Source organism: Tsukamurella conjunctivitidis (genome assembly GCF_007858475.1).
GTDB lineage: Bacteria > Actinomycetota > Actinomycetes > Mycobacteriales > Mycobacteriaceae > Tsukamurella > Tsukamurella conjunctivitidis.
On the sequence record NZ_VIGX01000008.1, the window covers coordinates 95,974 to 109,178 of the forward strand.

Annotated in this window: 8 protein-coding genes and 1 tRNA gene; 4 read left to right on the plus strand and 5 right to left on the minus strand. The window is 69.7% G+C overall.

Features of this window, described 5'->3' with window-relative positions:
- Positions 1-38: 38 nt before the first annotated feature.
- The 3 genes from FK530_RS15380 to FK530_RS15390 are packed head-to-tail and all read left to right on the plus strand — an operon-like array spanning position 39 to position 3,405.
- The gene (locus tag FK530_RS15380) at positions 39-305 is read left to right on the plus strand and encodes a DUF3311 domain-containing protein (RefSeq protein ID WP_146487913.1); all 267 of its coding nucleotides are present in this window, start codon (positions 39-41) and stop codon (positions 303-305) included.
- The gene (locus FK530_RS15385) at positions 302-1,795 is read left to right on the plus strand and encodes a sodium:solute symporter family protein (protein ID WP_146487914.1); all 1,494 of its coding nucleotides are present in this window, start codon (positions 302-304) and stop codon (positions 1,793-1,795) included. Before FK530_RS15380 ends, FK530_RS15385 begins: the two co-directional genes overlap by 4 nt.
- Before the next feature lie 50 nt (positions 1,796-1,845).
- Complete coding sequence (locus tag FK530_RS15390) at positions 1,846-3,405, plus strand: amidohydrolase (RefSeq protein WP_146487972.1); 1,560 nt, start codon at positions 1,846-1,848, stop codon at positions 3,403-3,405.
- A gap of 68 nt (positions 3,406-3,473) precedes the next feature.
- Here FK530_RS15390 and FK530_RS15395 read toward each other — a convergent pair whose 3' ends face one another.
- The 3 genes from FK530_RS15395 to FK530_RS15405 are packed head-to-tail and all read right to left on the minus strand — an operon-like array spanning position 3,474 to position 11,712.
- On the minus strand, positions 3,474-4,409 hold the full coding sequence (locus tag FK530_RS15395; RefSeq protein ID WP_146487915.1) for a hypothetical protein: 936 nt from the start codon (positions 4,407-4,409) through the stop codon (positions 3,474-3,476).
- Positions 4,409-6,190: a sulfite reductase subunit alpha gene (locus FK530_RS15400; protein ID WP_146487916.1), complete on the minus strand. Its 1,782-nt coding sequence runs from the start codon at positions 6,188-6,190 to the stop codon at positions 4,409-4,411. Before FK530_RS15400 ends, FK530_RS15395 begins: the two co-directional genes overlap by 1 nt.
- Entirely contained in the window at positions 6,187-11,712 is a 5,526-nt protein-coding gene (locus FK530_RS15405) for a glutamate synthase-related protein (RefSeq protein ID WP_146487917.1), read from the minus strand. Before FK530_RS15405 ends, FK530_RS15400 begins: the two co-directional genes overlap by 4 nt.
- 141 nt (positions 11,713-11,853) lie before the next feature.
- On the opposite strand from FK530_RS15405, the gene FK530_RS15410 reads away from it, so the two are divergent.
- Positions 11,854-12,348: a hypothetical protein gene (locus FK530_RS15410; RefSeq protein ID WP_158645112.1), complete on the plus strand. Its 495-nt coding sequence runs from the start codon at positions 11,854-11,856 to the stop codon at positions 12,346-12,348.
- 74 nt (positions 12,349-12,422) lie between these two features.
- Here FK530_RS15410 and FK530_RS15415 read toward each other — a convergent pair.
- Positions 12,423-12,498, minus strand: a tRNA-His gene (locus FK530_RS15415).
- A 101-nt stretch (positions 12,499-12,599) separates the two neighbouring features.
- On the minus strand, positions 12,600-13,196 hold the full coding sequence (gene orn, locus FK530_RS15420; protein WP_146487919.1) for an oligoribonuclease: 597 nt from the start codon (positions 13,194-13,196) through the stop codon (positions 12,600-12,602).
- Positions 13,197-13,205 lie beyond the last annotated feature (9 nt).

Below are 13,205 nucleotides of genomic sequence, written 5' to 3' on the forward strand. Positions count from 1 at the left end.
CGGTCGCACGTCAGTCCAATCGAGGAGCCTTCTTCATCGTGTCCAATGAGGTCAAGAGCGTTCTGCTCGCCGTCGGTGTCCCGTTCGCCGGAGTGCTCGGCGGCATCGTGTACCTGTCCGATTCCGAGTTCACCGTGCTCGGATTCCCAGTCTTGTTCGCCTGGTTGTTCCTGTGGATGCCACTGACATCGTTGTGCATGCACCTCGCCTGGTGCCTCTTCGATCGCGCTGATTTCGAGGAGCTCGAGCGGGCCGATCTGGCCGCCGACCGCGCCGCCCGCGAGTCCGGGGCGGAGGCGGCATGAGCATCGTCACGTTCGCGTTGACCATCGGCCTCGCTCTCGCCGCAGGGCTGTTGTCCCGCAGGGGTAGCAGGAGTGACATCGACGACTACCTGGTCGGCGGTCGATCCTTCGGACCGATCCTGGTGTTCATCCTGGGGGCCGGCGAGGCGTACAGCATCGGCACCCTGATCGGCTTCCCCGGCGGCGTGTACGCCCACGGTTCGAGCTACGGCGTCTGGTTCATCGCGTACATCCTGCTGGCCTACGCCGTCGGCTACTTCTTCACACCGTATCTCTGGCGCGCCGGGAAGCTGTACGGAGCGATGACGCTGCCCGACGTGGCGGGGCGGCACTTCCGTTCGCGCGGTCTCGAACTCACCGTCGCGATCTCGTCGGTGATCTTCCTCATCCCGTGGGGGCAACTCCAGCTCGCCGGACTTCAGGTGGCGCTCAGCGGACTGGGAATCGCCATCGATCCGACGATCGCGGTCTTCGCTGGTGCCGGTCTGGCGCTGGTGTTCCTGTTGCTGTCCGGCCTCCGCGCCCCCGCCTTCGTCTCCTACGTCAAGGATGCGGCGCTGCTTCTCGGGGCCGTCCTCATCGGCTTGGCGGCGGTCGCCAAGTCGGGCGGCACCGAGACGCTGTTCGCTGCGGCTCACGCGGCGGGAGCCGACAAGGACACGCACTTCACGGTGACCGGCTCGTCCCTGACGTTCGTGCTGACGACCATCGTCTTCCAGTCCGTGGGCTTCTTCATCTTCCCGTTCGTGGTCCAGGCGGTGCTCGCCTCGAAGTCGGAGGCCACGCTCAAGCGGGTCGCGCGGTTCAACCCGCTGTACATGCTCATGTACGTCTTCCTCGTCGCGGCCGCCTTCGCCGCGATCTCGCAGGTGCCTGGCAAGCTCGAGGGCGCGAAGTCGAACGAGGCCCTGCTGCTCCTGTCCCGCATCGTCCTGCCGGACTGGGTGACCGGCATCGTCGCCGGCGGTGCGGCACTGTGCGCCATCGTCGTGCTCTGCGGCTCCGCGCTCGGCATCGGCTCGATCGTCTCCCGCAACATCGTCCCGGGGATTCCCGAGACGCACCAGCGGGCGTGGGTGCGCGGTGTGATCGTCGCCTACCTCGCGATCTCCCTCCTCCTGACCATGGCCGCGCCGCAACTGCTGCTCACGCTCGTCAACACCGCGTACTACGGCGTCACCCAGGCGGCGGTCGTCTTCGCAGCCATGGTCTTCGGATGGAAGTTGCGTCCAGTGGCGCTCGCTACCGGTCTCGTCGTCGGGGACCTGCTGGTGCTGTGGTTGTACCTCGACAGTCACGGGCCGATCTCTTCGTGGTTGGCGAACAACGGCATCAACATCGGCGCGGCGGCCCTCCTCGTGAACGCGCTCCTGGTCCTGGTCTCACGGATCGTGTGGCCGGCGACTGATCCGGTGCCGGGACTGCGTCAGCTGATGCCTGGGCGGCGGCCGCCGGAACGTGCTGCAGTGCTCGAGGGGAACGTCCTGTGACGGCGCACTATGCGGAGGAGACCCTGCTGACCGCCGACGCGGTCCACACGATGGATCCGGAGGCGCGCGTCGTGGAGGCGATCCTGGTCCGCGGCGACAGGGTGGTCGCGAGCGGGACGATCCGGGAAGTCGGGAGCGCGGCCGGGACGGCGGCGCGTCGAGTGGACCTCCCCGGGGCGACGGTGATCCCGGGACTCATCGAGTCGCACGTGCATCCGGTGTACACCGGCCTGACCCAGGACTGGGTGGACTGCCGCTCGCCGCTCCGAGGATCGATCGCAGACATTCAGGGCGCGCTTCGCGCGCGGCTCGCGACGCCCGGCTGGGTGAGGGGATGGGGCTACGACGACACCCTGCTCGCCGAGGGGCGTCACCCGACCCGCGACGAACTCGATGCCGTGTCTCGCGACCGCCCGACGATCCTGCAGCACATATCGGCACACTTCCTGGTCGCGAACAGTGCGGCGTTGGCGGCGGCGGGAATCACAGAAACAACCGTGGCGCAGGATGACCCACGCTTTCCGCGGGACGAGAACGGCCGCTTGACGGGCCTGGCATGGGAGATCGAGGCGGTCTCCCGGGTGGTCGCCGCGGTTCCTCCGCTCACGTCCGCGGGCGTCCGTGGGGCGCTTCTGTCCAGCCTGCGGCTGGCGCGCTCACGGGGCATCACGACTCTGCACGATCTGGGCATCGGGTTGATGGCCGGCAGTGAGGAACTCGCCGCGTACCGAGACCTGTCCGCCGGCGGACGACTCCCCGTCCACGTGGTGGGATTCCTGTGCGGCGATCAAGCACTGCCGGCGATCGCCGACGGTTCGCTGAGCTTCGAGCCGGGCCCCTCCTCGCGTGGGCGGTTCCGACTCGCGGGTGCCAAGTTCTGGTCCGACGGTTCCATCCAGGGACTGTCCGCCGCCCTGCGGGTGCCGTACATGTGCGATCCGGGGCATTGCGGCGATCTCCTGCACGCTCAGGAGGACCTCGACGACATGGTCGCCCGAGTGCACCGGGTGGGCGGTCAGGCCGCCGTGCACGCGAACGGCGATGCCGCAGTCCGGGCGACCATCACCGCGTTGGCGCGCGCACAGGCCACGGACGGAAGGCGGGCACGCCACCGGATCGAGCATTGTCAGGTCACCGAGTCCGACGATCTCGATGCCATCGTGGCGGAGGAACTCGGGGTGAGCTTCTTCGCGAATCACGTCTACTACTGGGGTGATCGCCACCGCGATCGATTCCTGGGTGCCGAGCGCGCACGGGAGATGGATCCGCTGGCACGTGCTGACGCTCTAGGGATCCGGTTCGGTCTCCATTCGGATTGCCCGATCACCCCGATGGACCCGCTGCACACCATTCGCACAGCTTCCACCCGGCTGACGAGTGGAGGTGACGTGCTGGGGGAGGCCCAGCGCATCTCGCCCGAGCGCGGCATCAGGGCGATGACCCTGGACAGCGCGTTCCTGGTCCACGAGGAGCAGGAGGTGGGCTCCCTGGAGCCGGGACGGCGTGCAGACCTAGTCGTTCTCGATGCGCCGGTCACGGCGCTCGGTGACCCGTCGGCGACGATGCCCCGACCGGTGCGGGTGATGGTCGACGGACGGTGGGACACATGAACGGGCGCGCGTACAAGGCACGCACCGAGCAGATTTCGGGCGGTGACGTCGGACACGAAGCGCCCGCCTCACACGGCGCTCTCGCACAGGGACTGCGCCATCGCCTCCCACTCGCCGCGGCCCGCGGGGTTCACCGCTCCGAACTGCGTCAACATCGCAGAACACGACCCTCCTGCGTCGTACAGCTCGATCGCCGAGACCGAGCCGGCCGGGCCGGGGGAGCGCACCACTGCGCAGCCCTCCACGCGGGCGAGGTCGATGTCGACCGCGGCATCGGCGAAGCCCGTGAGCAGGCGCGGGCCCTCCCGCAGCGCGGCGTGGATCTCGCCGCGGCAGGCCTGCGCCACTCCCTCGGAGGCCACGGCGAAGTCGACCGGGATGCCGCTGTCGCAGAGGAACTCGAAGATGCGCGGTACCCAGTCGGGCGTGATCGGGCAGTAGCGTTCGCTCCCCTCGGCGCAGAGCCCGCGGAGTCGTTCGCGGCCGCCGGTCAGGATCGGGTCGATGCTCGCCGCCGCCCCGTCGGGGCTCCCGGACGGGGGAGGTTCGGGCGCGGTCCCGAAGTACAGAGCGCGATGCGGGTCGGACGGCGCCAGGTGGCCGAGCGCGCGCACGATCATCCGATCGGACTCTCCGGTCACGAACGCGCGGTGCAGCGCCGCGCCGCGGCGGTCGGTGAGGCCGACCATGCTGGCATCGGCGGGTCCGCCCGGAGTGTCGTCGTCCGTGAGGGCGCCGACGACACGATCGGGCGAGAAGCGCAGCGCGATACGACCGGGAGTCACGGTGAAGGGCTCGCCGCACTGGGTGGGACGGTCGTACCTTGCCTCGTGGGCGAGGGTCGCGACCATGGACTCGGTCACGCCGATCGCGACGTCGAGCAGGGGGAAGGCGCCCGCCACCTGGGTGGCCGATGCCCCGTCGACGCTGACGCAGCCGCGTGCGCGCTGCAGGGGGCACCGCCCCCGGTCGCGGCCGCAGCCGGGGCAGGAGCGCGGCCGCATCAGTAGACGTCCCGCACGTAGCGCTTCTCCCGTTTGAGTGTCGCGACGTACTCGTCGGCGTCGTCGGCCCCGCGGCCCCGCTGGGAGGCGATCACCTCCCGCAGCGCTCGGTCCACGTCCTTCGCCATGCGCGAGGCGTCACCGCACACGTAGAAGTAGCCGCCGTCCTCGAGCCAGCCGTACAGCTCGGCGGACGCCTCGAGCATCCGCGTCTGGACGTAGACCTTCTCGGCCTGATCGCGCGAGAACGCCAGGTCCAGGCGGTGCAGCACCCCGGAGGCGGTGAACTCGGCGAGCTCGTCGGCGTAGATGAAATCGGTCGCGCGGTGCTGGTCGCCGAAGAGCAGCCAGTTGCGGCCCGGCGCCGAGGACGCCGCGCGTTCGTGGAGGAAGGCGCGGAACGGGGCGATACCGGTGCCGGGGCCGACCATGACCACGGGACGGTCGGGATCGGCCGGCACGCGGAAGGCCGCGTTCGGTTGGAGATGGATCCCGATCGGGTCCTGGTCGGTCGCGCGGTCGGCCAGGAAGGTCGAGCACACGCCACGGTGCTCGCGACCGGAGCCCCGGCCGTACCGCACCGCCGCGACGGTGAGGTGGATGCGGTCGGGGCTCGTCAGCGGGCTCGACGAGATGGAGTAGGCCCGCGGCTGGAGCGGGCGGAACAGCTCGGCCAGTTCCGCGGGATCGAGACGTGCACCCTCGCATTCGTGCAGGAGGTCGAGGACGTCCCGGCCCCACAGCCACGCGTCCAACGTTTCCCGTTCGCCGCGTGCCAGCACGGCGGCGAGGTCGGACCGGGGAGATCGCTCGGCGAGCGTCTTGAGCAGGTCCTTCGACGGTGTCGTGATCTCCCATTCCGTGGTGAGCCGGTTGGACAGCGGAGCGCCGTCGGCGTCCGCATCCGGCGCTGCGCCGAGCGCCGTGAGCACGGCGTCCACCAGGGCCGGATCGTTGCGCGGGACCACGTTCAGGGCGTCGCCCGCGGCGTACTCGATACCGCTGTCGCCCAGGTCGAACTCGAAGTGGCGGATCTCCTTGGCGCTCCCTGCGGCGGAGAGGAGGCGGTTCTCCACGAGCCGGGAGGGGAAGGGGTTCTTCTTGTTCCATCGCGATCGGGGCTTCGACGGTGCCGCGGGCGCGCTGGGAACCGGTACCGCCGCGGCGTCGTCGGGATCGAGGTGCGCCGACTGCGCGCGCAGCCGCGCGACGACGTCCGTCAGCCAGGCCGTTGCCGGTTCCTCGAAGTCCACATCGCAGTCGACCCGCGGTGCGAGCCGCGAGGCACCGAGCTGTTCGAGCCGGGTGTCGAGGATCTGTCCGGCACGGCAGAAGTCCTCGTATCCGCTGTCGCCCAGCGCGAGGACCGAGAACTCGAGGTGCTCGAGTCGTGGCGCGGTGTCGGAGGACAGTGCCTCCCAGAAGAGCTCGGCGTTGTCGGGCATCTCGCCCTCGCCGTACGTCGACGTGACCACCAGGAGGTGCGTCGCCCCGGTCAGCCGGTCCGGATCGGCGTCGTCGAGGGCGGCGACGTCCGCGCCGAGGCCGCTCTCCCGCAGGAGCGCGACCAGTCGGTCCGCGAGGTCCTCGCTGTTGCCGGTCTGGGTGCCGTAGAGCACGGTGGCGTGCAGGGTCGCCGCGTTCGCGGTCTCGGCCGCATCGGCCTGCGCCGCGGCCAGGCCGGCGAGGAAGCCCGAGAGCCACGCTCGCTGGTCTCCTGTGAAGACGTCGATGAGGGCGGACGTATCCGCCTCGGGCAGAGCGTAGGTGGGAGTGCTCATGCCAGCGTCTCCTTCGCGAACCGCACCAGGTCGGGCATCGCGCCGTCGACCAGCATGGCGTTGACCGTCGCGCCGTCGAGCACCGCGGCGTTGCGGGCCCGGTGGTGCAGGATCCAGCCGTACGTGGCGGGTGCGTCCATGCTCAGCACGTTCCGTTCCTCCAGCGACGTGGTGTAGTCGCCGAGTCGTTTGGTGGCGATCAGCGCCGCGAGTTCGGCGTCGTCGTAGGCCTCGAGCCGACCGCGTAGGTATTTGGTGAGGCGCTGCCGGACTGCGAAGTCCTCGGTGAGCACCAGGTTCCGGGCGCGCGCCGAGACCCGCGGATCGTCGTGTCCCGTTGCGCCCGAGACGCGCTCGGCGGCGACCTCCTGCGCCAGCGAGAGCACCGTGAACGAGGAGAGCAGGTCGAAGGCGTGCGCCGAGCGGGTGTCGCCGAACCGCGGCGCGGTTCCGCCGCCGACGGGGGCGCCCGCGCGCAGGGAACGTTTGAACGCACGCAGGCGGTCCGCCGCGACCGAACCCGCGAGCTCGTCGAGGAGTTCCTTGCGGCCGTGCGCCGCCCAGATCCGGTCGGCGTCCTGGTAGTGCAACAGCGCGACCGGGGTTCCCACGACGAGGTGTTCGCGGGTCGTCGACCACGCCGCGAGGAGTTCGGCGGCGAGCGGCGATCCGGTCGCCTCGGCGTGCCAGGTCAGCATGGCGTGCGCGGCCGCCTCGTGGAAGCGCGGAGTCTCCGCGCCGACGACCGGGCTCAGGTGCAGCGAGTCGCTCGCGGCCCGCGCGACGGTGCCGGACGGGTCGTACTGGTAGACGAATCCGCCGCTCATGCCGTTGCCCAGGCCCTTGCCGAATCCGCCGAGGTTGAGCACCGCGCCGCCGGTCATGTACTCGCAGCAGTATTCGCCGACGCCCTCGACCACAGCGGTCGCGCCCGAGTTCCGGACGGCGAACCGGTCGCCGGCCTCTCCTTGCACGAAGGTGCGGCCGCCGGTGGCTCCGAACAGTGCGAAGTTGCCGATCAGGACGTTCGCGCCGGGCTCGGCTCCGCCGCCGCCGGGCGATCGCACCACGATGCGGCCGCCGCACTGGCTCTTCCCGACTCCGTCGTTGGCGGTGCCGGTGTGCTGCAGGTCCATGCCGTCGGTGCAGAACACGCCGAAGGACTGCCCGGCGCTGCCGTGCGTGCGGATGCGGACGGCACCGTCGGCGAGGAAGCGACGTCCGCGCTCGTCGGTGAGCACCGCGGGGTGCCCCGCCGGGATCGCCTCGCGATCGAACGCGCCCCGCGGGTCGGCGTCCGGGTGGTTGAGCGCGCGTTCCAGGTCGATCGCGAGCTGGCCACCCACCGACTTGTTCGGGTTCGACAGGGCCACGTCGGAGACGGAGACGGCCTCGGCGTCACCGGAGAACAGCCGCTCCCGGACCTCGGCCAGGAGCCGGTCGTCCACCGCGTAGTCCTTCTCCAGGTACACCGGTTCGGCGACGGTGCGCGGTGCGGGCGCGTGCAGCATCGCCCGCACGTCCAGATCGCCCACTGCTGCCGGATGTTCCAGGAGCTGAAGGAGATCGGTGCGGCCGCGGGCCTCGCGGAGCGACCGCAGTCCCAGGCGCGCCAGGATCGCGCGGACGTCGTGCGCCACGTTCAGCAGGTACTGCGCCAGCGCGCGCGGGTCACCGTCGAAGGCCTCGGGGTTGGTGGTGAGCCCGGCCGGACACTTGAGGTTGCAGTTCTTGGCCATGACGCACTTGAGCATCATCAGGGCGGTGGTACCGAACTCGAACGAGTCGCCGCCGAGGAGCGCCGAGACCACGACGTCACCGCCGGTCTGGTGCGCGCCCGAGCAGCGGAGGGTCACCTTCTCGCGCAGGCCGTTCGCGACCAGCGCCTGATGCACCTCGGCCACGCCGATCTCCGCGGAACGACCGGCGTACTTGAGGCTGGTGACGGCCGCCGCACCGGTACCGCCGGTGTTGCCGGCCACGTTGATGACGTCGGCGCCCGCCTTGGCCACACCCACAGCGATGGTCCCGATCCCCTCGGACGACACCAGCTTCACGATCACCCGCACACGAGCGGCCTTGCAGTCGTGGATGAGCTGCGCCAGATCCTCAATCGAGTAGGTGTCGTGATGCGGTGGGGGAGAGATCAGCTCGATCCCGGGGGTGCCGCCGCGGGCCGCGGCGATGTCGACGGTGACCTTCGGGCCGGGCAACTGCCCGCCCTCGCCGGGCTTGGCGCCCTGGCCGATCTTGATCTCCAGCTCCTGCAGCATCGGGTCGGCGAGATACCCCGTCCAGATGCCGAAACGCCCCGACGCGAACTGCTTGATCCGCGATCCGCGGATGGTGCCGTACCGGGTGCGGTGCTCGCCGCCCTCGCCGCAGTTCGACATGCCGCCCACCATGTTGGTGCCGTGGGCGACGGCCTCGTGCGCTGACGCGACCAGCGCGCCGTGGCTCATCGCGCCCGATGCCAGCGTTCGGGTGATCTCGTGGGCGGGCTGCACCTCGTCGAGCCCCAACGACGGAGGAGCCGCGCCGAGCAGCGTGAGGTAGGTGTGAGCGCGCCCCGTCGCCGTGATCTCGGCTTCGGTCGCGGTCGCACGGACCGTGACCTCCTCGGGGAAGGCCGATTCCAGGAACGACGCGAATCCCGCGTACGCGGACTCCGCGTCGTTCTCGGGAGTCCCGGTGAGGTGGACGATGAACCGTCCCTCGGCCGGGGTGCTCACCGCCAACCCGCGGGTCGGCAGGCTCGCGTTGCCGGCCAGGGAGAACCGGGCGAGTTCGCGGTGGAACTCCTGCGCCGTGGTCAGCATGGTCACATCGGCGGGGAGCGCGAGGACGTCGCGCAGCGCGGACGGCCGGCGCTCCCGCTCGACGAGGGTGGCGGCGAGGAAGTCGCGGTAGCCGTCGGTGATCTCGAACCCGTCGATCTGCCGCGGGAGGAGTGCCTTGAAACCGCTGTTGCGGTACGCGGCGTCGTCGAGTCCGAAGGCGTCGTCGAGGCGCGAGAGCGTGAGCAATCGCAGCGACGTGGATCCGATGCCGTCGGGTCCGGTCAGCGCGAGGGGCTCCTCGGCCATGCGGGTGAATCCGCGGACGGCGTTGATGCCGTAGGAGTGCCCGGCACCGTCCGAGCGTTCCTTGAACAGCCCGAGCAGCGGAACCTCGCGCTCCTCCGTGACGGAGACCGCGCGGTCGTGCCAGTCGCTGTTCGCCTGCGCGATGCGCGCGAAGCCGACGCCGCCGACCGGCGCGTCCAGGTGCGGGAAGTAGCGTGCCAGGACCGGATCCCGGGTGTCCAGGTAGTTCGGTTCGAAGAACTGCCCGCCGATGTACGACTCGGCGGTGCACAGTCCCACGCGGCCCATGGTTTTCGCGAGCGACTTCTCCGCCGCCTTGCGGAACCGGTCGAAGGCGTGGTCGGTCTCGGTCAATTCCGTCGCGGGTGCCGCGGCCGAGGGGAACTTCTCCTCCGCGCGCAGCCGCGCGGAGAGCGAGTACACCGCAGACGCTCCGAACCCCAGCGCCGACGCGATGTGGTGCGAGGACGGGAGCTGCCCGCTCTCGGCGATGAGGGACAGACGCAGGCGCAGACCGGTCTCCGTCAGGCGGACGTCGGCCGCGGCGAGCGCGAGCAGCAGCGGCAGCGGCGCCTGCTCGGACGAGACGCCGCGATCGGAGAGCACGGCGATGCCGCCCCCGTCGCGGGCGAAGGTCTCGATCCGGTCGCACAGGTCCTCGATCGCCGTGAGCACCGCGTCGGCGTTGCCCGCGGCGTCCTCGGGGTCCGGCCGATAGAGCAGGTCGAAGTGCTGCACGGGTGTCAGTCGTTGATCCCGCAGCTTGACCATGTCCAGGTGGCCGAGGATCGGCGTTGACACCACGATCTGGGGATCGGCGTGACCGTGCTCCGAGTTGCCAAGAGCGACGCGCATGCTCATCGCATCGGCCTCGCGGATGGAGTCCAGGGGCGGGTTGGTCACCTGTGCGAAGCGCTGGGAGAAGTACTTCGCCATGCCGCCCTCGTGGTCCGACAGGGCGTTGATCGCGTTGCCGTACCCCATCGCCGAGATCCGCTCCGCGCCGTCGGCGAGCATGGGATCGAGGAGGAAGCGGAAGCTCTCCTGATTGAGGGAGTAGGCCACGTACCGGCCGTGCAGGGTGAGATCACCCGGGTACCCGAGAGTGTCGGTGTCCCTCTGGATCTCCGGGGCATCGATGTCGGACAGGTCGACCCGTGCGGCGGCGAGGAGGTCAGTGTAGTCCCGGCGCGCCGCCAGCAGGTCGAGCGCCTCGCGGGTGCGGCGGACGCGGCCGTCGCCGGCGCGATGGTCCACGTAGAGCATGCCGCCGGCCTCGATGCGACCGCGGTGGACCACCGACTCCGCGGGGAACGGAACCTGCCCGGCCTCCGACGCGACCACCACGTAGTCCTCGGTCTCGACGGTGCGCAGCGGACGGAGACCGAGCCGGTCCAGCCGGGCTCCGACCACGTCACCGTCGGAGAAGATGAGGGCGGCGGGGCCGTCGTTCTTCTCCTCGCTCAGCGAGAAGTACTCGAGCATGTCCCGCACGGGCGCGGGAACCGAGCCGTCGTTCTCCCATGCGGGTGGCATGAGCGAGACGACGGCCTCCACGAGGTCCAGCCCGTCGTCGAAGACGCGGCTCTGCAGGGACTGGTCGAGTCGGCTCGAGTCCGACTGGCCGGGCGGGCGGACGATCGTGCGCGCTTCGGCCCGCGCGACAGCGTCGTCGGCGAGGCGGTTCTTCCGGTCGGTGTTGAGCTCGCCGTTGTGGGCCATCAGCCGGAATGGCTGCGCCATCGACGGGTGCGGTTCCGTGTTGGTGGAGAACCGGGTGTGGAAGTACAGGGTGCAGACGGAGTGCCGGGGGTCGGTCAGGTCGGAGAAGTAGCGGATCACCTCGTCGGCGTTGAGCCTCCCCTTGAGCGTCTGCGTGCGCGTGCTCACCGAGAGCGGATACAGCCCGTCGAGTTCGGGGGAGCCGTAGGCGATGCTCTCGATCGCCAGGAGGGCCGCATGCGCGGCGCGATCCGACTCCTCCCGAGAATCGTTCGTGGTGAATACCCACTGCGTGATCGGCAGCTGATAGGGCAGTGCGGCGGCGCGGATCACGGCCGGGTCGACGGGGACGTCCCGCTCTGCGATCACCTCGAAGCCGTGCTCCGCCAGTGTCGCGCGCACGACCCCGCGGGCCGATTCGCCCTGATCCGGGTCGGACGGCAGGAACAGGTTGGCGACGCCGAACCGCCCGCGCTCGAGCTGTCGGCCAGTGATCGCGCTGAAGAACTCCACGGACAGGTCCACATTGATCCCGGCCCCGTCGCCGACGCCCTCGGCGGACATGCCGCCGCGGTGGGGGATCGCGCACAGCGCGTGCTCGCCGAAAGCGATCACGTCGTGGTGCTGCGAGCCGTCCTTGCGCGTGATGAAGCCGACGCCGCAGGCGCTCGACTCCCGGGTGGGGTCGTACAGACCGGTTCGTGGTTCGTTCAACGGATCACTCTCACTCGGGACGCGTACCTGAAGTGAGAATGGTAAGGCTAACCTTATGCATCCGCCATATGGGGTTCGTCACCCGAGATTCGCGTGGTTCTTGTTGTCGGATGATCGCTGGTGGGCAGTTAATATTTCCGCATGAGTGATGAGCCGGCCCGTTCGGGCTCGAGCGGGCCGCCGTCGCCATCCGCCGCAAGGGGTGATGCTGTGGTGACCGCGGAGCGGCTGTGGCGCCTGGGGGCGATGGTCGCCGTCGTCGCACTCGTCGTCCGTGGTCTCGCGTGGCTGATCGGGTCGCGGCGCGACATCCAGCCTGGATGGCTCTATCCGGGGAGCGTGTGGGACCGTCTCGGCGAGACCTGGGACTGGTACGGATGGGTGGTTACTGGTGCCCTGTGTGTCATCTTCGCAGCGATGGTGGCGATCGAGCGGCGTCGGGGATTCAGGGTGGCCGCAGTCCTGAGTCTGCTGTGCACGGCGGTGTCGGCTGTTCTCGTCATCCATACCGTGTACGTGCTGTACCTCGAACCGCTCAAGGTCGCAGTCCTGACGGTCGGCATCGTTGCAATCTTCCTACTCGTCGACGCCCTGGGCCCGCGCGTGGCGGCTTGGGCCGCTCGCCCGCCGAGGTAGTGGAAGTGCGCTCATCAGAGAATGACGAAGGCCGGTCGATCAGCATTTCTGCTGTTCGACCGGCCTTCACCGCTTGGGGTGGATGACGGGACTCGAACCCGCGACAGCCAGAATCACAATCTGGTGCTCTACCAACTGAACTACACCCACCAGGTGCCTGGGATCGCCAGGCTCGGAGAACTTTACCCGACGGTTCCAGCGGAATCCAATCGGTATGGCCCCCGCCTCACCGAGTGTGGCGACCTGCGACTTCAGGCGGGGCCGAGTTCCTCGACGGCCGCGGCGATCTGCTCGGTCGAGGGGCCGGGGGCGGGTACGAAGGCGGTGCTGCGGTAGTACTTCAGCTCGCGGATCGATTCCCGGATGTCGGCGAGCGCGCGGTGCGCGAGGCCCTTGTCCGGCTGGCCGAAGTAGATCCGCGGGTACCAGCGGCGGCACAGCTCCTTGATCGAACTGACGTCCACCATGCGGTAGTGCAGGAAGCCGTCGAGCTCCGGCATCTCCTTGGCGATGAACCGCCGGTCCGTCGCGATCGAGTTGCCGGCGAGCGGAACGGCACCGGCCTCGATGTGCTCACGCAGGTAGGCGAGCACCGCCTCCTCGGCTTCGCGCACGGTCACCGTCGAGGCTCGGACCTCCTCGGTCAGGCCCGACTTGGCGTGCATCTCCTGCACGACGGGCGGCATCGCAGCGAGAGCCGCGTCGTCGGCATGGATCACGAGGTCCACGCCCTCGCCCAGGATGTTGAGGTCCCCGTCGGTCACCAGCGCGGCGATCTCGATGAGTCGGTCGGAGGTCAGGTCGAGGCCGGTCATCTCACAATCGACCCACACGAGTTTGTCGTCCACGCGGATCAG